Origin of the sequence: Campylobacter sp. IFREMER_LSEM_CL908, assembly GCF_025771545.1 — a bacterium.
Taxonomy (GTDB): Bacteria; Campylobacterota; Campylobacteria; order Campylobacterales; family Campylobacteraceae; genus Campylobacter_D; species Campylobacter_D lari_D.
The window spans coordinates 40,237-61,711 of record NZ_JAKMQK010000012.1; the positions used below are offsets into that span (position 1 = coordinate 40,237).

A 21,475-nucleotide genomic window follows, 5' to 3' on the forward strand; every position below is an offset into this window, starting at 1 on the left:
TAAAGAATGAAAATTAATGAGAAAAAATATTGTTTTTAAAAATTTCATCATCAATGCCTTAGGAATTTTATTTTCTAGGATTATGGGCGTTTTAAGAGATATTGTTTTAGCTTTGTACTTAGGAGCTGGAATTTATAGCGATATTTTCTTTGTGGCTTTAAAAATGCCTGCTTTTTTTAGAAGAATTTTTGCAGAAGGGGCCTTTGGACAAGCTTTTTTACCAAGTTTTTTAAAAGCAAGTAAAAAAGGTGCTTTTTGTATAAATGTTTTATTGCAATTTAGTATTATAGTGTTTTTAACCTGTATTTTAGTGAGTTTTTTTGCTGAATTTTTTACAAAGATTTTTGCTTTTGGCTTTAATAAAGAAACAATTATCTTGGCTGCGCCTTTGGTTTCTATTAATTTTTGGTATTTGTTTTTTATTTTTTTGGTAACTTTTTTAGGCTCTTTATTAAATTATAAACAAAATTTTTTCATCACTTCTTTTTCTGCTTCATTTTTTAATCTTTTTGTTGTGATTGCAGGTTTTTTTGTCAATCAAGATGAGCCTTTAGAGGCCTTGTATTATTTTTCATATGCAACTGTCTTAAGTGGTTTAGCTCAACTTATATGGCATATTTTTGCTTTAAAAAATACTAGAATTTTAAAAAGCATGTATTTAAGCATAAAACTTAAAAAAACAAAGACCAATTTAGATAAATTTCATTCTACTTTTACCCATGGACTTTTAGGCTCTTCGGCAAATCAAATTAGTTCATTATTAGATACTACTATAGCTAGTTTTTTAATGGCTGGAAGTATTTCGTATTTGTATTATTCTAACAGAGTTTTTCAGCTTCCTTTAGCTCTTTTTGCAATCGCTCTAAGTCAAGTAAGCTTCCCAAAAATACTAAGACATTTAAAAGCAAATGAAGAACAAAAAGCCTTAGCTTTTATACAAAAAGCTTTTGAATATTTAAGTGTGCTTTTGATTTTAGCTAGTATAGTTGGGATTATCTTAGCTAAAGAAATTGTGGAGTTTTTATTTCAAAGAGGAAATTTTAATCAAGAAGATACAAAAATCACTGCATTTTTATTACAAGCTTATCTTTTAGGACTTTTACCTTTTGGTTTGCAAAAACTTTTCTCTTTGTGGCTTTATGCTAAATTTAAACAAAAAATAGCCGCTGTAATCGCCTTTAAAACACTTTTTATATCAGCATTTTTTAGTATAGTGATTATTTTACTTATCAAAGAAGAAGCTTATAAGAGCTTAGGCATTGCATTAGCTTCATCTATTAGTGCTTTTTATTTATTATATGCTAATATTAAAGAATTTGGCTTTAAAAATCTTTGGGGTATTTTTAGGATTAAATTTTGGCTTATTAGTATAGTATTTTTAAGTTTATTTACTCTAGGCTTATTTGAAATTAAAGATATTTTAATACAATTTTTAATTGGAATTTATCATTTTTTTAAAGGTTTATTTTAATGGTTTTTTTTGATAGTGTTTTAAAGAAAAAATGCGAATTTATCCCAAATGAGGTAAAAAAAGCAAACATTTATCTATGCGGGCCTACTGTATATGATGATGCACATTTAGGACATGCAAGAAGTAGTGTTTGTTTTGATTTTTTAAGAAGAGTTTTACTAGCAAGTGATTATGAAGTGATTTTTGCTAGAAATTACACTGATATTGATGATAAAATTTTAAAAAAAATGCAAGAAAGTGGTAAAAGTTTAGAAGAAATTACAAATTTTTATATTAAAAGATATGAAGAAGATATGCAAGCGCTTAATATCTTAGAACCTAACTTTAAGCCAAAGGCTACAGCTTATATTGAGCAAATGATTATATATATAGAAAAACTTTCAGAATTAAACCTAGCTTATAAACTTGAAGATGGAATTTATTTTGATACCAGCAAAGATGATAAATACTTTTATATCTCTAAAAGAAATTTAGAAGATAATCAATCACGCTTAGAAGAAAGTGTAGCCAAAAAAAATGATAGCGATTTTGTTTTATGGAAATTTGATGAAAAATTTTATCCTGCAAGTTTTGGTAAAGGAAGACCAGGCTGGCACACAGAATGCGTTGTGATGATAGAAAGTATTTTTAAAGATAAACTTGATATTCATGCAGGAGGCATAGATTTACTTTTTCCTCATCATGAAAATGAAGCTTGTCAGTGTCGTTGTAAAAACAATCATGAGTTGGCTAATTTTTGGCTGCATAATGGCTTTGTGCAAATTAATGGTGAAAAAATGAGCAAAAGCCTGGGAAATAGCTTTTTTCTAAAAGATTCTTTAAAACTTTTTAGTGGAGAGGTTTTGAGATTTTATCTTTTAAGTGTGCATTATAGAGCGCATTTTAACTACGCTTTAGAAGACTTACAAGCTGCTAAAAAAAGACTTGATAAATTTTATCGCTTAAAAAAACGCTTAAATTTAAATGCTTTTATAAATGAAAAAACTACCATAGAAGGCGAAGTAGCTAAAAATATCTTAGAAGTTTTAAATGATGATTTAAATGCCTCTAAAGCCTTGGCTTTACTTGATGAGTTTATCAATGAAAGTAATATTTACTTAGATCAAAACCTAAAAGACAAAGCTTATAAAATACAATTAGAAAAAACCTTAAAAGAACTCGCTTTTATTTTTGGTATAGGTTTTATGGATACTATAAAATATTTTCAATTTGGTATTAGTGAAGAAAAATGTCAGGAAATAGAAGAAAAAATCGCTCTACGCAACAAGGCAAAGCAAGAAAAAAACTATGCCTTAGCAGATCAAATTCGTGATGATTTAGCTAAAGAGAATATTCTTTTAATGGATACACCAAATGGTGTGGTATGGGAGAAAAATGGATAAAAATTACAAAGAAATGAAGCTTAAAGAGGTTTTTACTCGCTTTAAGCCTTATTATAAAGATTATTGGTTTTATTTTGTTTTAGCTATTATTGGTATGCTTTTAACTAGTGGTGGAACGGCAGCTAGTGCATATATCATAGAGCCTATTTTAAATAAAATTTTTATAGAAAAAAATGTTGATTTGCTTTATTATATGCCTTTGCTTGTTGTTTTAATTTATGCTTTAAAAAATCTTGGTGCTTATATGCAAGTTTATTATATATCTTATGTTGGGACAGATATTTTAAGAAGATTAAGAGAATTAGTTCTTGGCAATCTTTTGCGCTTAGATATGAGTTTTTTTCATAAATACAGAAGTGGAGAATTAATCAGCAGATGTACTTCTGATATTGGAGCTTTACAAAATATAGTTTCTACTATAATACCTGAAATTTTAAGAGAAAGTTTAACCGCGATTGGACTTTTAAGTGTGGTAATTTATCAAAGTCCAAAACTTGCTTTTTTTGCTTTAGTTATTTTACCTTTAGCAATTTACCCTCTTGCTATTTTTGCTAAAAAAATCAAAAAAATAGGACGCAATACTCAAGAAAAAAATTCTGATCTTACTTCAAGATTAAGTGAAATCTTTTCTAATATAGAACTTATTAAAGCTTCTAATGCAGGTAAAAATGAAATGCAAAAATTCAGCCAAACTAATAGCGAAGTTTGCAAACTTTCCTTAAAAGGCATTAGAATTGAAGCTTTAAGTAGCCCTTTAATGGAATCTATGGGTTCAATTGGCTTTGCAATAGTAATTATAATAGGTGGTAAAGAAGTAATTGATGGAAGTTTAAGCATAGGTTCTTTTTTTAGCTTTACTACAGCTTTATTTATGGCTTATACTCCTATTAAAAGACTTTCTTCACTTTATACAAGATTGCAAAATGCAGTAGCAGCTAGTGAGAGAACTTTTTATTTAACTGATTTAGAACCACAAATTAAAGGTGGCGATGAAAAACTTACAGAAAATATCCAAAATATTCATTTTAAAAATGTCTCTTTAAGCTATCAAAAAGATAAAATGGTATTAAAAGATGTAAATTTTTCTTTTAACAAAGGAGAAATTCTAGCCTTAGTTGGATCAAGTGGTGGAGGAAAATCTTCTATTATCAATCTTTTGATGTATTTTTTTGAAAAAGATAGCGGTGAAATTTTAATCAATCAAAAAGATATTAGTTCTTTTGATATTATTAGTTTAAGAGAAAATATTTCTTTGGTAACTCAAAATATTTATATATTTAATGACACTATAGCTCAAAATATTGCTTATGCTAAAGAATATAACGAAACACGCGTGATAGAGGTTTTAAAACAAGCTAATGCTTATGATTTTGTCCAAGAACTTGGTGGTATACATACTGAATTAAAAGAACATGGGAAAAATCTCTCCGGCGGACAAAAACAACGTATTGCTATAGCAAGGGCTTTATATAAAAATCCTCAAATTTTAATTTTTGATGAAGCAACCTCAGCACTTGATAATGAAAGTGAAAAAGCCATAGTAAAAACTATAGAAAGCTTAAAAAAAGATCGCTTAATACTCATCATCGCTCATAGGCTTAGCACTATAGAAAATGCTGACAAAATTGCTGTGCTTGATAAAGGAAAAATAGCTTCTATAGGAAATGATGCTTATTTAATGCGACATTGTGAAATTTATCAAAAATTAAAACAAAAAGTACAAAAAACTGATAAAGTTAAAGAAAATGAAAACTAAGAATTATCATTTTTTTAGTAAAATATGCTATTTTGTAAAAAAGGAAAAATATGACTTATGAAAGTTTAAAACCTTTAATATATAAATTAGATCCAGAAAATGCCCATGCTTTAGCTGAATTTAGTATGCGAACGCTAGATTGTATATTTCCTGGAGGGCTTAGTTTTTTTGCAAAAGATTGTATAATAAATGATGAAATTTTAAATCAAGAAATTTTTAATTTAAATTTTTACAATCCTGTGGGCTTAGCAGGTGGCTTTGATAAAAATGCAACTATGATAAGACCGCTAAGTGCTTTAGGTTTTGGTTTTTTAGAATATGGAACTTTCACCCCAAAACCTCAAAATGGCAACGAAAAACCTAGACTTTTTAGACTTGTTGAACAAGAAAGTATTCAAAATGCTATGGGTTTTAATAATAAAGGTAAAGATGCTATCGCAAAAGAAGTAAAAAAAGTCTATCCTTTTAGCATACCTTTAGTAGCAAATATAGGCAAAAATAAAATCACTCCAAATGAAGAAGCTATTAATGATTATATTATTTTATTAAAAGAATTTAAAGATTTGTGCGATTTGTTTGTGATTAATATATCCTCTCCAAATACCAAAAATTTAAGAGATTTACAAAGTGAGGAATTTGTAAACACCCTATTTAATCAAGCAAAAGAAATCACAAAAAAACCTGTGATTTTAAAAATTGCTCCAGATATGAGTATAGATAGTGCAATTTCACTTTGCAAAAGTGCTATTAGTGCAAAAGCTGATGGTATTATCATGGCAAATACTAGTATAGATTATTCTTTAATTGATAATACAAGAACCTTTGGTGGAATTAGTGGTAGATTAATCACTCAAAAAAGTGCGACATTTTTTAAAGAAGTAGCTAAAGAAATTTATCAAGATACTATTTTAATAGCAAGCGGTGGTATAGATAGTGCTGAACTTGCTTATGAACGCATTAAAAATGGAGCTAGTTTGGTTCAAATTTATACAGCTATGATTTTCAAAGGACCAAGCATTGTTAAAAATATCAATCAAGGATTAATTGAACTTTTAAAACAAGATGGTTTTAATCATATTAGTCAAGCTATAGGAGTTAATTTTAAATGATTAATTATAAAAAAATCACCCTTGAAAATGAACTTGAAATTTACACTTTACCTGTGAATAAAAAAAGCGGGGTTATAAGTGTAGATATTTTTTATAAAGTTGGTTCAAGAAATGAAAAAATGGGAAAAAGCGGCATAGCTCATATGCTTGAACATTTAAATTTTAAAAGTACAAAAAATTTAAAAGCAGGCGAATTTGATGAGATAGTCAAGGGTTTTGGTGGAGTGGATAATGCAAGTACTGGTTTTGACTATACGCATTATTTTATAAAATGCTCTAGTGAAAATTTAGACAAATCTTTGTGGCTTTTTGCTGAATTAATGCGTAATTTAAATTTAAAAGATGATGAGTTTCAGCCTGAAAGAAATGTAGTTTTAGAAGAAAGGCGTTGGAGAACTGATAATAATCCTTTAGGATATTTATATTTTAGATTATACAATCATGCCTTTTTACATCATCCATATCATTGGACTCCAATAGGCTTTTTTAAAGATATACAAAATTGGAAAATAGAAGATATACAAGATTTTCATCAAACTTTTTATCAACCCAAAAATGCTATTTTGCTTGTGAGTGGCGATATTAATGAAGATGAAGTTTTCAATCTTGCTAAAAAACATTTTCAAGATATAAAAAACACCAAAGAAATCCCTATAGTTCATGAAAAAGAACCTGAACAAGATGGTGCTAAACGCGTGATCTTGCACAAAGAAAGCGATACGCAACTACTAGCACTTGCATACAAAATTCCTGCATTTAATCATGAAGATATGCCAAAACTTTGCGCATTGAGTGAGCTTTTAGGAAATGGAAAAAGTTCTTTAATAAGTGAAATTTTAATTGATAAATTAGAACTAATCAATGAATTTTATGCCTATGCAAGTGAAAATATAGATGAGAATTTATTTATATTTATTTGTGTTTGCAATGAAGGTATAAAAGCAGAAGATGTTGAAAAAGAGCTTTTGAAAATTCTTGAAGATGTAAAAAATGCCAAATTTGATGATGCTATCATGGAAAAAATCAAAAATACCGTAAAAAGTGATTTTATTTTTTCACTAAGCAATGCAAGTAGCGTTGCAAATATTTATGGATCTTATCTTGCAAAGGGTGATTTAAAACCTTTGCTTGATTATGAAAAAAATATAGAAAATCTAAGCAAAGATGATTTAATTCATTGTGCTAGAAAATACTTCAATGAAGACAAATCTACAGCAATAATCTTAAAAAGGGGCGAAAATGGACAATAACATCATCATAGGAGCAATGACAGCTTTAATAACTCCATTTAAAAATGGAAAATTAGATGAGCAAACTTACCATAAACTCATCAAAAGACAAATCGCAAATGGAATTGATGTAGTAGTGCCTGTTGGAACAACCGGAGAAAGTGCCACCTTAACCCATGAAGAACATAGAATTTGTATAGAAATAGCACTAGATGCATGCAAAGGAAGTTCTTGTAAGGTTTTAGCAGGAGCAGGAAGCAATGCCACACATGAAGCTGTAAGTTTGGCTAAGTTTGCACAAGAGCATGGAGCTGATGGAATTTTAAGCGTTACTCCATATTATAACAAACCCACACAAGAAGGTTTATATCTTCATTATAAAGAAATAGCAAAAAGTATAGATATACCTGTACTTTTATATAATGTCCCAGGAAGAACAGGGTGTGAGCTTCAAACAGAAACTATTATAAGATTATTTAGAGATTGTGAAAATATTTACGGAGTAAAAGAAGCTAGTGGAAGCATTGATAAGTGCGTTGATTTGCTAGCGCATGAACCTAGAATGATACTTTTAAGCGGGGAAGATGCGATTAATTATCCTATACTTTCAAATGGCGGTAAGGGTGTGATTTCAGTTACTTCAAATTTACTTCCTGATATGATTTCAAAATTAACTCATCTAGCTTTAAAAGAAAAATACATTGAAGCTAAAAAAATCAATGATGAGTTATATAATATTAATAAAATTTTATTTTGTGAAAGCAATCCTATACCTATTAAAGCGGCAATGTATATAGCAGGTTTAACCCCTACTTTAGAATATCGTTTGCCACTTTGCAAACCTAGTGATTGCAATTTAACAAAAATAGAAGCGATTATGAAAAACTATAACATAAAAGGATTTTAATGGATACTTTTTTTCAAAATAAAACTTTAGTAATTAGCGGTGGAACAAGAGGGATTGGTAAAGCTATTGTATATGAGTTTGCAAAAGCAGGAGCCAATGTAGCTTTTACTTATAATTCTAATGCAGATTTAGCTCAAGAAATTGTGAAAGATTTAGAAAATAATTATAAAATCAAAGCAAAGGCTTATGAATTTAATATACTTGAACCAGAAACATATAAAGAGTTGTTTGAAAAAATCGATCAAGATTTTGATAGAATAGATTTTTTCATCTCTAATGCTATCATTTCAGGTCGTGCCGTTGTAGGTGGATATACTAAATTTATGAAATTAAAGCCAAAAGGTATTAATAATATTTTCACAGCAACCGTAAATGCTTTTGTTGTTGGAGCACAAGAAGCGGCAAAAAGAATGGAAAAAGTTGGTGGGGGTAGTATATTATCTATTTCTTCAACAGGAAATTTAGTTCATATTGAAAATTATGCTGGTCATGGTACAGCTAAAGCAGCGGTTGAAGCTATGGCAAGATATGCTGCAACCGAGCTTGGTTCTAAAAATATCCGTGTAAATGTAGTTAGCGGTGGACCAATTGATACTGACGCGCTTAAAGCATTTACAAATTATGAAGAGGTAAAAAATGCAACTATCAATCTTAGTCCGCTAAACCGCATTGGACAGCCACAAGATCTAGCTGGCGCATGTTTATTTTTATGCTCTGATAAGGCAAATTGGATCACAGGCCATACTTTGATCGTAGATGGTGGCACCACCTTTAAGTAATATTACCTTAAGGGTGTTTTATAAAGGATTTTAAAAGTATGAATTTACCCAATATCTTAGCTTTTATAAGGATATTATTAGCTCCACTTTTGTTTTTTTTACTTATTAATGATTTTGAAAATATCCATCCTAGTTGGGTAAATTATTTTGCTTGTGTTATTTTTAGCATAGCTGCTTTAACTGATTTTTTCGATGGCTATATTGCAAGAACTTGGAATCAAACTACTAAACTTGGAGCTATTATAGATCCTTTAGCAGATAAAATGCTTATTCTAGCTGCATTTTTAGGGTTATTACTTACACAAAAAGCTGATCCATGGATGGTTTACATTATCTTAGTAAGAGAATTTTTCATCACCGGCTTTAGAGTGGTTATGGTAAGTGAAAAATTTGATGTAAGTGCTTCTTTTGCAGGCAAAATAAAAACAACCTTTCAAATGATAGCTATTATATTTTTAATTATGCAATGGCCTTTTGCTAATATATTGTTATTTATTGCTTTAGTACTTACACTTTATTCAGCTTTTGAATACATACTAGCTTATGTAAAACATTTAAAAAAGGTATAAATTGAAATCATATTTATTTTTATTTATTATCTTAGTTATTGGCTTTAAATTTTATTCTTTTAGTTTTTTAATAACACTTTTAGTGATATCTTTTTTAATTTTTTTTCACGAATTAGGACATTTTTTAGCTGCAAAACATATGAGGGTTGATGTAGAAATTTTTAGCATAGGTTTTGGAAAAGCTATTTTTAAAAAAACTTACAAAAATACAGAATATCGCTTATCTGCCCTACCATTTGGTGGTTATGTTAAGCTTAAAGGACAAGATGATTTAAATCCTAGTGAAAAAAATTATGAGCCAAATAGCTATAACACTTTAAGTCCTTTAGCTAGAATTTATATACTTTTTGCGGGACCATTTTTTAACTTTTTTCTAGCATTTTTACTTTATATAGCCATAGGTTTTTTAGGAGTTCAAAAACTTGCACCTGTTGTTGGAGATATAGCGCCAAACTCAGCTGCACAAAAAGCAAATTTACAAATTGGTGATAAAATCCTAGCTATAGATGGAGTTCAAATTCAAAGTTTTGAAGAAATTGGCAAACTTGTTCACGCAAAACCAACCCTGCTTGACATAGAACGCGATAATAAATTTATCAATATCACTTTAACACCGCAAATTGACCAAGGCTATAACGAGTTTTATCAAAAAGTTCAAAAACCTCTTATTGGTATAGCACCTAAGGGTGAGTTTGTTACTATTTATCACTCAGGAATTAGCAGTTTAAAATATGCTTATGAAGAAAGTATAGAAGCTTCTTTGCTTATTTTTAAAGGTCTTGCTAAAATCATCAGCGGGGAATTAGATGCTAAAAATATGGGTGGAATCATCACTATGGTGGATATAACCTCCAAAGCAGCAAATACTAGTATAGTAGTTTTATTTTTAATCACAGCTTTAATTTCCATCAATCTTGGAGTACTAAATTTACTTCCCATTCCAGCACTAGATGGAGGACATATACTTTTTAATCTTTATGAATTAATTTTTAAAAAAGAAGTACCAAAAGTATGTTTTGAATATCTTAGTTATTTTGGCATGGCTTTGCTTTTAAGCTTAATGGTATTTGTAACTTACAATGACATTACTCGTTTTATGAGCAATTAATAAGTCCTAGTAGCAAAATCATAGCGATTAAACTCGGCTATACTATTTTTACGATAAAAGCTATTATAAAATTGCTTACTTAAACTTTGCTCATAATTTAGTCTAAACTTAACCCACATTGCTGTTTGATCTTTTGCACTAGTTTTTTCATCTTGATAATTAAGCGATAAATCCAAAATAGAAATTGGAGAATAAGTAATGTTATACTGATTTTGTGTTTCTTTCATGTTAGAATTTACATTTAAAACATTTAAATAAGGTAAATCAAATATAACCCCAAACTCTGTACTATCATCACTATTATTTTCTTTTATATCATAATGATTAGCATATGCTTTAAAATATTGACTAAATTGCAATTCAGCACCAAAACTATTTTTTGCATAAGCTTGTTTATATTGATCGTTAAAATAATTAAAACCAAAATTGATTTCATCAAATTCATAACGATTAATAATTCCCAAAGAATAAGCTTGCTCTAACTGCCCTATTCTTGCTTGTTTTTCTAAAAGTAAAGTAGCATTATCATAATCTAAAATTGAGTTGATATTTTTAATATTTACATTTAAAGCGTTATAATCTAAACTAGCTTCTGTTTTATCCTTTGAGCTTAAATTTAAAACCTGTGCTAAAGAATTACTAGCAAAAGTACCAAAATCAACATTTTGAGCTTGATACTCCTGCGGTTTTTGAAAAAATACTTGTTTGGAAATTGCATTTGTTTTTTGTTCTTTAGTTATATTAACATCACCCTCACTTAAGCTTTCTTCTAAATTAGAAGCAAGCACATTTAAACATATACAACTTAAAAAAATGTATTTTTTCATTTAACCTCTTATTAAATATGTTTTTTATGCTCTATTTCGCTTATCATTTTTTCATTTATATCTTGAATTTGCTTAATATGTGCATAAATTTTTCTTTCCTCTTTGACTATTTGATTGTTTCTTATATAATCAAATAATTTTTCTATATAAGAATTTAAATTTTGATTTAAAACATAAATATTACTTGTAGAATCAAATTTGGCTAAATTTTTATCTTCTATATCTTCTATTTTGGAATTAATCACACAAGAGCAAGCTAGATATGTTTTTAAGCAACACTCTAAATAAAGCAATATTTTATTAGTATCAACACTTGTCTTAGAAATCTCATCTAATAAAATTTTAGCTTTTTCATCAACACCGGTAAACACCTCTTGAAATTCTTCTAAACTTGAGTTAGATTTTTTAGCAACTTTATAAGCTTCATTAGTTATATTTTTAATATTACTCATTTGCTCTATTGATACTTTAATCATCACAGAAATTTCTTTGGCGGCCTCTTGAGTTTTTTCAGCTAAATGTCTTACCTCATCTGCAACTACTGCAAAACCTCTACCATGCTCTCCTGCACGAGCTGCCTCAATAGCTGCATTTAATGCTAAAAGATTGGTTTGCTCTGTAATATCTTCTATAATAGATATAAAAGAAGAAACATTATTAATTTGCTGTGAAAAAGTATCCATTAAAGTATGAATTTGAGTGATATTTTCGCCTAAATTTTGCAAATCGACTGAAATTAATTCTGCATTTTTGGCACTTTTTGAAGAATGAGTAGAAATATCATTTGCTTGCTCATATATATCATGCATGGTGCTTGCATTATCATTTAATTTCACATTAATCAAAGCTAATTCTTTTTGCAAAGAATCTGACATATCCTTAGAAACATTTTCAACGACAATACTTCTTATGGATAAATTTTGAGTTTTTTCTATTTCTAAAGTAGCTTCATTAATAATTTTAGCATTATATGCAAAAGTACCCATTAAGCCTTCTAATCTTGCTTTTCTATAAAATCTTTGTTCTTTTACAGCTAAAATAGCATTAAGAATTTCTCTATTAAAAGCCTCCATTTGATCAGCTAAATCATTCACAACCCAACTTAATTTTCCTACTCCAGATTTTGGAACAGCTATATGAGTAATTCTTGCTTCCAAATTTCCTTTTGTAAGCTCATTTAAAACTTGAGTAATCCTTAAAACTTCTTTATTTCTATAATAAGCACTAGCAAGTCCAAATAACACCACTAAAGTTCCAATCACACAAAAAATAAAACCAAAAATATTATTTTCTACTATTTCCAAGATTGCCATCAAACAAAATAAAAATAAAGCAAAATAATTTACAGATTGATTGATATTATATTGATAAAACCAATTCTTCATAACTCATCCCTTTTGTATTTAAATAATCATCAAGTTTCTTCCTTGATGCACCTTTTCCACCTTTTTGCTCTTCAATCAAAAGCTCTTTGTATAATTTTTCTATTTTTTCAACTGCTTCTTTTTTGGGTTTTAAACGCATAGAATAATACCCAACAACTTCTCCTTTGGAATCAAACGAAGGACTGATAAAAGCCAAAACCCAATAAAATGATCCATCTTTTGATAGATTCTTAACATAAGCTATAATCTCTTTTTTACTCTTAAGTCTTTCCCAAAGTAATTCAAAAACAACTTTTGGCATATCCGGATGACGCACTATATTATGAGGTTTTCCCAATAATTCTTCCTCACTATAGCCCGAAAGAGAAATAAAGATTCTATTGCAATATATGATTTTTCCTGCAGTATCTGTTTTGGAAATAATCATTTGTCCGTCATTGAAAAATTTTTGATTATTATTTGGCAAAATTTTTCTTTTCATATACCCTCCTTAAAATATTAATTTTAATATACCAATATATAAAATTAATAAATCAAGGATTAAATAAGTCCTTTTTTAAGCTTTCTAATTAAGAATCTTGCAGGATGTAAGGCATATAAAAATTCTTTTTTTATTCTTGGCTCATCAAAAATCAATGAGCTCATCACTCTAGCACAAACAATAGCACTAGCAAAAGCTCTAGATCCATGAGCAATAGAAAAATACAAAGGAATAAAATCATTTGGTATGACTTGATTTTTATTTTTATGCCATAAAAGTGCTTTATAATTTTGCATATAAAAATTTTCATCATAGGCTTGACCTGCTATGGCAAATCTATCACTAGAATATGATCTAAATCCTACTTTACCGCCCATTATCTCTAAATTTTCATCGTGCAAAAACTCTTTTACATTTTCAATATTTTGCAAATCATCATTTTTTAAAAGCGTTGTATCTTGATTAAGCCTATCATAACTTGCGCCAATAAGTTGTAAATTAAGCTCCTCATTAATAGGACAAATATATCCTTTAGAAGATAAGGCATACGGGTTTTTTAAAAATGGTTTTAAATGAGTACATTGACCTCTTACACTACTTAATTTCATATATTTATACTCTAAAAAATTCTTAACATCAGCACCTTGAGCATAGATTAACACATCATAATCTTTTAAAATTTTTTGATTATTAAAATTTAAAAAAAACTTTTCATTTTTATAAGAATAATCTTTAAATTCATACTCAAAAAATACCCTAGCCTTGCTTTTTTGCAAAAGTGTCTTCACAAGCTCTTGAGGTTTTATACAAAATCCATCTTTTAAAAAGGCTTGATTATTAATAATTTCAAATAAAACATTATCTTTTTGACTATCAAAACGCTCTTGCATAAGCTCATTATGAGCAAATTCATAAACCCCTTGTGGAATTAAATTTAAAATTTGTCTATAAAATCTACTTGCTTCTAAAAAAGCATATTGTGAAAACTCGCCCAATAAAACATCGGGTTTTAAAATCAAAGAACTTAAAATTCCATTGATATTTCCAGAAGCGCCTTTTCCTAATGAATTTTCTTTTTCAAAAACATCTACTTGAACATTTCTTAAAGAAAGCTCATAAGCCATGCTTGCTCCGGCTATACCTGCTCCAATAATAGCTATTTTTTGAATCTCTTTTTTTAAAGATGGGGTATTAAAATATGCAAATTTATCTTCAAATTCTAAACCATTAAAAATGGCTTGTATCATTTCTCTTTTTCTAAAACCTTTTATCTTTTGCACTTGAAAATTGTTGTTAATTAAAGCCTTTTTTAAAACACTAGCAGAAGAAAAAGTTAAAATCTTAGCATTTATTTTTGAGTTTTTAGCAACATCGTTTATAATATTATCATCAAACATATCTTGATTTTTAGAAGGTGAAAAACCATCTAAATACCAAATATTTGCCTTAAAGTCTAAATTTTGTAGATTTTCTTTAGCATCACCAAACACCAAATCTAAAAAACAATCTTGAAAATAAAACCTATAAACTCCATCCTTACATGGAGGATAAAAATTTAAAAATTGCTCTAAAACTTCTTTAAATTCCTCATAAAAACCAAGTTTTTTATAAATTTCTCTTAATTTATCTTTTTCTATATAAAAATTTTCAAAGCTAAGATAAAAAAGTCTTTGATTGTGTTTTTTTTCTTTTAAAAAACGCTTTAATGTAAGAAAGAAATTTAAGCCTATACCAAAACCAAGTTCTGCTACAATAGTTTGTTTGTTTTCAAAGTCAAAAGCATTTGTATATATAAATTTGCTTTCACTTAAACCATCACTAGAATTAAAATAATAATCATCAAAATCCAAAGAAAAAGGCGCATTATTTTTTATAATAATATTTGCTTTTTTCATTGATTCTTATAAAAATAACTTTCAATTCCATTGGCAATACCAATGGCTAATAATTCTTGGAAATTTTTATTTGTCAATCTATTTCTTTCACTAGGATGACTAATATAACCTGTTTCAATCAAAATCGCTGGCATTTGTGCTCCTACTAAAACCCAAAACGGAGCCTCTCTAACCCCGCCATCAACAACTTTATATTTTTTTCTTACATTGCTCAAAATTTTTTTCTGCACATCGATAGCTAATTTATTTGAAGCAACTATTTTTTCACGATTTAAAAAATTTAAAAATGTTTGCTTGGAAAAATAATTCATTTCTTCAAAATCTGATTGATTTTCTGCTTCAGCAGCTTTTTTACTTCTTTCGCTTCTTGCAGGAGATAAAAAGAAAGTTTCAATTCCTTGTAAAGTCTTAGCTCTTTGTTTATTTGGTGCTGCATTTGCATGGATAGAAATAAACAAATCTGCCATTTTCTCATTAGCCATGGAAGTTCTATCTCTAAGGTTTATAAATTTATCAGTACTTCTTGTGTAATAAATTTTATATCCTCTTTTTTTTAGCTCATTTCCAAGTTTTAAAGCCACACTTAAAACTACATCCTTTTCTCTAACACCCTTATCTCCTAAAGTTCCTGGATCCTTACCTCCATGACCTGGATCAATTACTATAATTTTGCCTGATTTTTTGATAGTAGCTTTTGCTGCTTTTGAAGTATTTTTTACTGGTGCTTTTTTAATCTTTTTCTCAAATCCTACAAATAACTCATCATCATCCAAATCAAGACTAGTCTTAAAATCACTAGTAGAATTTAAAACAATTCTTACTGTAGTTTTATTAAACTGCACTATTGTGATAGATTGATTTTTATTAATATCAATTTTTTTTCTATCACCTTCTAGAATAGCTTCAAAACTCACAATAGAGCGATACATTTTACCATCTTTAAAAGAGTTAATTTTAATATCTTCAATATCAATATCATTGTTTAATTTTAAATTAACACCACTTTTATCTTTACTTGATTTTAAAATATATAAAGGTTCATTTCTAACAACTTCTTTTTTAACTTCTGTTTTTTTAATCTCGCTTTGTTTTTTAACTATAGGTTTAGGTTCTTCTTTTTTTTCTATTTTTTCAAGTCCCATAAAAAGACTTTGATCTTTAAGCTCTATTTTTACTTTTAACTCTTTTTTAGAACTCAAAACTAAACGCATGCTAGTTGGATTAAATTGTGATACAATAATATCAAAATCTTTAAATTCAAAATTTCTCTTTGGCCCTTTTAAAATTCCATCAAAATCTGCAACATAACGAAAATTATCACCTTTTAAAGTAAAATTTTTTATATCTTTTTGGCTAATTTTTTCACTCAAATCAAGCAAAATACCATTATCTAATTTTTTAACATCAAGAATAAAAAGCTCTTTTTGTGCCGAAGTTTTTTTATCTTCTTTTTTATCTTCTTTTTTATCTTCTTTTTTATCTTCTTTTTTATCTTCTTTTTTATTAGTAAAAGCCGTAGTATTAGTTTCGTTTTTTACTAGCTCTTTTTTTATTTTTTGATCTTGTATAACTTTTAAAGCATTTTTTAAACGCGAAATTTCTTCTTCACTTACTCCGCTTTCTTTAAGCTCTTGCACATAAGCCTTATCATCAAAACCTAAAAAATTTGAACTAATGATTAATCTTTTTAAAATCTCATTTTTTTCTTCATTATTATCATTAATTACGCTTTGTATATATAAAGATTTTAGTTGTTGATGTAATTGCAATTTTTCTTCTGCATTAGAGGTTAAAAAGTTTTGATCAAATTTTTTAACCTCTACATTAGCAAAAACACCAATATAAAATAATAAAAAAATAAAAAATATTCTAAGCATCTTCACCATAAACTAATTTTTTCATTAGTTCTTCTACGCTAATAAGTTTATCCAATCTATACCCATTAGCTCCTGTAAAAAATAAACCTGTTTCTTTTTTGCCACTCCAAGCATCGTATAATCTATCCGCTATACAATAACCTACTTTAGTAGCTTCCTTGCCTCTACCACATGGTGCAACGCAGTTGCTCACACAAGAAATTTTTGGCCCCATTCTTTTATCTACTAAATTTAAAAGATTAGTTCTTACTCCTCTTGCAGGATAACCAACCGGGGATTTTAAAAGCTCAATATCTTCTTTTTTACAATCAAGTAATACTTGTTTAAAATCATCACTCGCATCACACTCAAAAGTTCCTATAAAACGAGTTCCCATTTGAACGCCACTTGCTCCTAAAGACATCATCTTTTCTATATCTTGCTTATCCCAAATTCCACCTGCAGCAATCAGTGGTATGTCGCCCCAATTTTTAATTTCTTGCGCAACTTGTGGCACCACATTTTCTAATTGATATTCATCCATTAAACATTGCTCATAAGTAAAACCCTGGTGTCCGCCGCTTTTTGGTCCTTCAACTATAACTGCATCAGGTAAGCGATTGTATCTACTTTGCCATCTTTTACAAATAATTTTTAAAGCCTTAGCTGATGATACAATAGGTACCAAAGCAACATCAGGATAATCTTGTGTAAATTCAGGTAAATTTGTAGGAAGTCCTGCTCCTGAAACTATCACATTAAAACCAACCTCACAAGCATTACGAGCAATTTGCGCATAATTATTACTTGCATATAAAATATTACAGCCCAAAGGTGCGTCTTTGCAAACCTTTCTAGCATTATCTATCAAAGCTTTTAAGCCTGCTTTTGAGTAAAAATTATCACTACCATAAGGTTTTGCATTAAGTTCTTTATCTATATGTGTTCTATTTTCATAATACCCAGTTCCCACTGAAGAAATAATCCCTAAACCACCATTTAAAGAAACTGCAGAAGCAAGCTTATCCCAACTTATACCAAGCCCCATTCCACCTTGAAAAATAGGATATTTTATCTCATGCTTTCCAATTTTTAAAGCTTTAAAACTCATTATATTACCTTTAATTTTGCAAATTTTCTTTTTCCAACTTGTATAATATATTCTCCACTTTCTAGTTGGTATTGTTCATTTTGAACTTTTTCTCCATTAATACTTACTGCATTAGAACTAATCAATCTTCTAGCAGCTGAAGTAGAGCTTTCCATTTTACATTCCACTATAGCTTTTGCAAGCCAAATACTACCTTCTAAAGTAAAACTTGGCATATCACTAGGAAGCTCTTTTGCACTATGAACTTTGTCAAATTCTTCCTTAGCTTTTAAAGCACATTCATTTGAGTGAAAACGAGCTGTTATTTCTAAAGCTAAATTTTCCTTAGCTTTTTTAGGATGTAATGAGCCTTTTTTAATATCATCTTTCATTTGTGAAATTTCATTTAAGCTTTTTTCACTTAAAAGCTCATAATATCTAAACATCAACTCATCACTTATACTCAAAACCTTAGCATACATATCTTTAGCATTTTCTGTTACACCGATATAATTTCCTAAGCTTTTACTCATTTTATTTACACCATCAAGACCTTCAAGCAATGGCATCATCATCACCGCTTGTTCTTTTTGACAATTATATACTCTTTGAAGCTGTCTACCCATTAAAAGATTAAATTTTTGATCCGTTCCACCCATTTCTATATCACTTTTTAATGCAACGCTATCATAACCTTGTAAAAGTGGATATAAAAACTCACAAATTGATATAGGACTTTGCTCTTTAAAACGCTTAGTAAAATCATCTCTTTCAAGCATTCTAGCAACACTAAAAGTCGAAGTAAGTTCTACTATACCAGCAGCACCAAGCTCATTTAGCCATTTAGAATTAAAATGAATTTGAGTTTTACTTGGATCTAAAATCTTAAAAACTTGCTCTTCATAAGTTTTAGCATTTTTAAGCACTTCTTCTTTATCAAGTTTTTTTCTTGTGACACTTTTTCCTGTTGGATCGCCTATTTGAGCAGTAAAATCACCTATTAAAAATTGCACTATAGCTCCATGCTTTTGAAGTAAAGCCATCTTGCTTAAAACTACAGTATGACCTAAATGCAAATCAGCGGCTGTAGGATCAAAACCAGCTTTTACAAAAAAGTTTTCGCCTTTTTCATAATAATTTTTTACCAAAGAAATCAATCTTTCCTCATCAATAATTTCTGCTATTCCTCTTTTAATTTCTTTAATAATTTCTTCAATATTCATTATAAAACCTTTTTTAGTGATTATTATATGCATCATTTAAAGATGTAAAATCTAAAATTTTATACCTAGCTTTTAATCTTTCTTTTGCATTTTCAACATCTATATTATTAGGTAATTCAACTTGCACTTCAAAATAATTTGCCACCACAGGCTCTGAATCGGCTGAATTAATACTTAAAACATTAATCTGCATTTTAGCCAAAGTAGTTAGAAAATCCGCTAAAGAGCCTTTTTTATTTTCTATAGAAACAATGATTTTGTAACTTTTTATCGAGCTATCATTCCAAGAAACAAAAACCATTTCTTTGTTATCTTCTATCATCTTCATTGCTTGTTCGCAAAGTTTATGGTGTATTGTAGCACTAGTTGAATGTCTAAAAGCGATGATTTCATCTCCTCTTTTAGGTCTACAACAATAATCAAAATTAATCGTAGTTATTTTATAATTAGAACCAATCACTATGCTTTCAAATTTTTGTTCATTTTGTTCAAATTTAGCTGCTTGATTTTGTCCTACATATTTTCTAAGAGCTATAATTACCTCTTTAAAATAATTAAAATCTAAAGCAATTTGTCTGAGCTTTTTATTAAATTTTTCTTTTTCAAGCCATTCTTCTATAAGTTTAGAATCTTTATTAAATGCCGTAGATAAAAGATTAATGGCAATTTTATTGTTTAATTCTTTTTTCTTTTGCTTACAAAAATCTCTTATACTAGCTCTAGCTTTTCCTGTTTTAACACTATCTATCCAAGAGCATCTAAAAAATTCTTCCTCTGAAGTTTCAATACTAACTATATCTCCATTTTTAAGCACAGTTAAAAGCGGGACTCTCATACGATTTACAAAGGCGGTTTTTGCATGAAGTCCTACTTTAGTATGAACCTCATATGCAAAATCCAAAGCCGTAGCTCCACGCGGTAAGGTAAAAATTTCACCTTTAGGAGAATATACTGCTATATCCTCAATATATAAACTATCCTTTGCATATTCATAAAGCTCAATAGCATCACAATCTTGTATATTATTTCCTTCTTCTTTACCATGCATAGAAATATCTTCAAGCCAATCTAAATTTGGTGTTGCAATATTTCCTTCTTTATATTTCCAATGTGCTGCAACGCCAAATTCAGCAGTTTTATGCATATCAAAGGTACGAATTTGAGCCTCTATGATATTTTTTGCATCAAAAAGTGTTGTATGTAAGGTTTGATAACCATTTTGTTTTGGCAAGGCTATATAGTCTTTAAATCTTGAAATCAAAGGATTAAAATGCGTATGTAAAATTCCCAAAGCCAAATAACAATCATAAACTTTTTCAACCAAAATTCTTACACCCAAAAGGTCTAAAACTTCATCAAGCCCCACACCTTTTCTTTGCATCTTTAAATAAATAGAATAATTATGTTTAATTCTTTTATGTATAACAAAACTACCTTGTCTAAACCCATTTTCCAAAAATAACATTTCTATTTTTGAAATAAATTCATTAAATCCAAGTTGAATTTGTTGATCTTTTGCATTTATATAATTATCAATTTGTGCATATTCATCAGGAAGCAAAAATTTAAAACTTAAATCCTCAAGTAAATTCTTTATACTTGAAATTCCAAGTCTATGAGCTATAGGTGCATATACCACTAAGGTTTCTTCGCTAATTCTTTTTTGCTTATCTTCTCGTAAATAATTTAAGGTAAGCATATTGTGCAATCTATCACAAAGCTTTATTACAAGCACACTCACATCTTCAACACCCGCTAAAAGCATATTTCTAAAAGTCAGAGCAGATTTTGCAAGTTTCTCATTGGAATTAGAATGAGTAAGATGATCTTCTCTAATACTAACTATTTTAGTTAAACCTTGAACTAATTTTGTTACTTCTTCGCCAAAATTTGCATTTAACTCTTCTTCGTTACAATTTGTATCTTCTAATACATCATGTAACAATGCGGCTATAATCATAGATTGTATAGGACTTAAAAAAGCTACAAAAGAAGCTACCAATATAGGATGAACCGCATAAGGTTCTCCACTCTTTCTAAATTGCCCTTCGTGTTTTTGGATACAAAACTCCACTGCTTTTTCCAAAACAGCAGATTGTGGAAAAACCATAAAAAGAATTTTTTTTGCTCTTTGTAAATCCTTGCAATTTTTTACATCATCAACAAGTTTATCTAGCAATAACTCATCATTTACCAGCTTCAATAAATCCCTCTAATACGATTTTATCTTCTGCTATTTCATATAAAGCAATATCAGTATATTTATATTTATTTTTATCTAAATTTACTAAAGGTTCTGCACCATTTGCAAGCTCTTCAGCTCTTTTAGCCACCACAAGAGCTAATTTGTATCTATCATCTTTTAATTTTTTTAATGCCTTTGCAGCTATTTGTTCTACTCTCATTTT

18 protein-coding genes are annotated in these 21,475 nt (G+C 28.8%); 9 read left to right on the forward strand and 9 right to left on the reverse strand.

Annotation, left to right across the window (positions count from 1 at the left end):
- Positions 1–16 precede the first annotated feature (16 nt).
- The 9 genes from murJ to rseP are packed head-to-tail and all read left to right on the forward strand — an operon-like array spanning position 17 to position 10,310.
- The gene (gene murJ / locus L8U04_RS06115; RefSeq protein ID WP_263709629.1) at positions 17–1,471 is read left to right on the forward strand and encodes a murein biosynthesis integral membrane protein MurJ; all 1,455 of its coding nucleotides are present in this window, start codon (positions 17–19) and stop codon (positions 1,469–1,471) included.
- Complete coding sequence (gene cysS, locus L8U04_RS06120; protein WP_263709630.1) at positions 1,471–2,853, forward strand: cysteine--tRNA ligase; 1,383 nt, start codon at positions 1,471–1,473, stop codon at positions 2,851–2,853. The genes murJ and cysS overlap by 1 nt, the downstream gene beginning before the upstream one ends.
- Positions 2,846–4,609: an ABC transporter ATP-binding protein gene (locus L8U04_RS06125; RefSeq protein ID WP_263709642.1), complete on the forward strand. Its 1,764-nt coding sequence runs from the start codon at positions 2,846–2,848 to the stop codon at positions 4,607–4,609. The genes cysS and L8U04_RS06125 overlap by 8 nt, the downstream gene beginning before the upstream one ends.
- A 50-nt stretch (positions 4,610–4,659) precedes the next feature.
- Positions 4,660–5,718, forward strand: a complete 1,059-nt coding sequence (locus L8U04_RS06130) for a quinone-dependent dihydroorotate dehydrogenase (RefSeq protein ID WP_133319237.1) — start codon at positions 4,660–4,662, stop codon at positions 5,716–5,718.
- Positions 5,715–6,968, forward strand: a complete 1,254-nt coding sequence (locus L8U04_RS06135; protein WP_263709631.1) for a M16 family metallopeptidase — start codon at positions 5,715–5,717, stop codon at positions 6,966–6,968. Before L8U04_RS06130 ends, L8U04_RS06135 begins: the two co-directional genes overlap by 4 nt.
- Positions 6,958–7,854, forward strand: coding sequence for a 4-hydroxy-tetrahydrodipicolinate synthase (dapA, locus tag L8U04_RS06140; RefSeq protein WP_133319239.1), 897 nt, complete (start codon positions 6,958–6,960; stop codon positions 7,852–7,854). The genes L8U04_RS06135 and dapA overlap by 11 nt, the downstream gene beginning before the upstream one ends.
- Positions 7,854–8,633, forward strand: coding sequence for an enoyl-ACP reductase (locus L8U04_RS06145; RefSeq protein WP_087689753.1), 780 nt, complete (start codon positions 7,854–7,856; stop codon positions 8,631–8,633). The genes dapA and L8U04_RS06145 overlap by 1 nt, the downstream gene beginning before the upstream one ends.
- Before the next feature lie 38 nt (positions 8,634–8,671).
- Positions 8,672–9,202, forward strand: coding sequence for a CDP-diacylglycerol--glycerol-3-phosphate 3-phosphatidyltransferase (gene pgsA / locus L8U04_RS06150; RefSeq protein WP_263671590.1), 531 nt, complete (start codon positions 8,672–8,674; stop codon positions 9,200–9,202).
- 1 nt (position 9,203) lies between these two features.
- Positions 9,204–10,310, forward strand: coding sequence for an RIP metalloprotease RseP (gene rseP / locus L8U04_RS06155; protein ID WP_263709632.1), 1,107 nt, complete (start codon positions 9,204–9,206; stop codon positions 10,308–10,310).
- Here rseP and L8U04_RS06160 read toward each other — a convergent pair.
- The 9 genes from L8U04_RS06160 to L8U04_RS06200 are packed head-to-tail and all read right to left on the reverse strand — an operon-like array spanning position 10,307 to position 21,472.
- Entirely contained in the window at positions 10,307–11,137 is an 831-nt protein-coding gene (locus L8U04_RS06160) for a hypothetical protein (RefSeq protein WP_133319242.1), read from the reverse strand. The two genes, rseP and L8U04_RS06160, sit on opposite strands and share 4 nt — an antisense overlap.
- Positions 11,138–11,148: 11 nt before the next feature.
- Complete coding sequence (locus tag L8U04_RS08315; protein ID WP_133319243.1) at positions 11,149–12,522, reverse strand: methyl-accepting chemotaxis protein; 1,374 nt, start codon at positions 12,520–12,522, stop codon at positions 11,149–11,151.
- Entirely contained in the window at positions 12,497–13,003 is a 507-nt protein-coding gene (locus L8U04_RS06170; RefSeq protein ID WP_263709633.1) for a PAS domain-containing protein, read from the reverse strand. The genes L8U04_RS08315 and L8U04_RS06170 overlap by 26 nt, the downstream gene beginning before the upstream one ends.
- 59 nt (positions 13,004–13,062) lie before the next feature.
- Entirely contained in the window at positions 13,063–14,898 is a 1,836-nt protein-coding gene (gene mnmC / locus L8U04_RS06175; protein ID WP_263661287.1) for a bifunctional tRNA (5-methylaminomethyl-2-thiouridine)(34)-methyltransferase MnmD/FAD-dependent 5-carboxymethylaminomethyl-2-thiouridine(34) oxidoreductase MnmC, read from the reverse strand.
- Complete coding sequence (locus tag L8U04_RS06180) at positions 14,895–16,775, reverse strand: N-acetylmuramoyl-L-alanine amidase family protein (protein WP_263709634.1); 1,881 nt, start codon at positions 16,773–16,775, stop codon at positions 14,895–14,897. Before L8U04_RS06180 ends, mnmC begins: the two co-directional genes overlap by 4 nt.
- Positions 16,768–17,865 carry a nitronate monooxygenase gene (locus L8U04_RS06185; protein WP_263659924.1) on the reverse strand — a complete coding sequence of 366 codons (1,098 nt, stop codon included), beginning with the start codon at positions 17,863–17,865 and terminating at the stop codon, positions 16,768–16,770. The genes L8U04_RS06180 and L8U04_RS06185 overlap by 8 nt, the downstream gene beginning before the upstream one ends.
- On the reverse strand, positions 17,865–19,067 hold the full coding sequence (gene tyrS, locus L8U04_RS06190) for a tyrosine--tRNA ligase (RefSeq protein ID WP_220566337.1): 1,203 nt from the start codon (positions 19,065–19,067) through the stop codon (positions 17,865–17,867). Before tyrS ends, L8U04_RS06185 begins: the two co-directional genes overlap by 1 nt.
- 13 nt (positions 19,068–19,080) lie before the next feature.
- Positions 19,081–21,270, reverse strand: a complete 2,190-nt coding sequence (locus L8U04_RS06195) for a RelA/SpoT family protein (protein WP_263659926.1) — start codon at positions 21,268–21,270, stop codon at positions 19,081–19,083.
- Positions 21,254–21,472, reverse strand: a complete 219-nt coding sequence (locus L8U04_RS06200; RefSeq protein WP_133319250.1) for a DNA-directed RNA polymerase subunit omega — start codon at positions 21,470–21,472, stop codon at positions 21,254–21,256. Before L8U04_RS06200 ends, L8U04_RS06195 begins: the two co-directional genes overlap by 17 nt.
- Between the last annotated feature and the right edge of the window lie 3 nt (positions 21,473–21,475).

What these genes read in the sequence shown, in the direction of transcription:
- L8U04_RS06160 (WP_133319242.1), bottom strand. Translation starts at nt 11,137, where the DNA reads ATGAAAAAATACATTTTTTTAAGTTGTATATGTTTAAATGTGCTTGCT.
- cysS (WP_263709630.1), top strand. Translation starts at nt 1,471, where the DNA reads ATGGTTTTTTTTGATAGTGTTTTAAAGAAAAAATGCGAATTTATCCCA.
- L8U04_RS06170 (WP_263709633.1), bottom strand. Translation starts at nt 13,003, where the DNA reads ATGAAAAGAAAAATTTTGCCAAATAATAATCAAAAATTTTTCAATGAC.
- L8U04_RS06200 (WP_133319250.1), bottom strand. Translation starts at nt 21,472, where the DNA reads ATGAGAGTAGAACAAATAGCTGCAAAGGCATTAAAAAAATTAAAAGAT.
- tyrS (WP_220566337.1), bottom strand. Translation starts at nt 19,067, where the DNA reads ATGAATATTGAAGAAATTATTAAAGAAATTAAAAGAGGAATAGCAGAA.
- pgsA (WP_263671590.1), top strand. Translation starts at nt 8,672, where the DNA reads ATGAATTTACCCAATATCTTAGCTTTTATAAGGATATTATTAGCTCCA.
- L8U04_RS06125 (WP_263709642.1), top strand. Translation starts at nt 2,846, where the DNA reads ATGGATAAAAATTACAAAGAAATGAAGCTTAAAGAGGTTTTTACTCGC.
- dapA (WP_133319239.1), top strand. Translation starts at nt 6,958, where the DNA reads ATGGACAATAACATCATCATAGGAGCAATGACAGCTTTAATAACTCCA.
- L8U04_RS06180 (WP_263709634.1), bottom strand. Translation starts at nt 16,775, where the DNA reads ATGCTTAGAATATTTTTTATTTTTTTATTATTTTATATTGGTGTTTTT.
- L8U04_RS06135 (WP_263709631.1), top strand. Translation starts at nt 5,715, where the DNA reads ATGATTAATTATAAAAAAATCACCCTTGAAAATGAACTTGAAATTTAC.
- mnmC (WP_263661287.1), bottom strand. Translation starts at nt 14,898, where the DNA reads ATGAAAAAAGCAAATATTATTATAAAAAATAATGCGCCTTTTTCTTTG.
- L8U04_RS06145 (WP_087689753.1), top strand. Translation starts at nt 7,854, where the DNA reads ATGGATACTTTTTTTCAAAATAAAACTTTAGTAATTAGCGGTGGAACA.
- L8U04_RS06185 (WP_263659924.1), bottom strand. Translation starts at nt 17,865, where the DNA reads ATGAGTTTTAAAGCTTTAAAAATTGGAAAGCATGAGATAAAATATCCT.
- L8U04_RS06130 (WP_133319237.1), top strand. Translation starts at nt 4,660, where the DNA reads ATGACTTATGAAAGTTTAAAACCTTTAATATATAAATTAGATCCAGAA.
- murJ (WP_263709629.1), top strand. Translation starts at nt 17, where the DNA reads ATGAGAAAAAATATTGTTTTTAAAAATTTCATCATCAATGCCTTAGGA.
- L8U04_RS08315 (WP_133319243.1), bottom strand. Translation starts at nt 12,522, where the DNA reads ATGAAGAATTGGTTTTATCAATATAATATCAATCAATCTGTAAATTAT.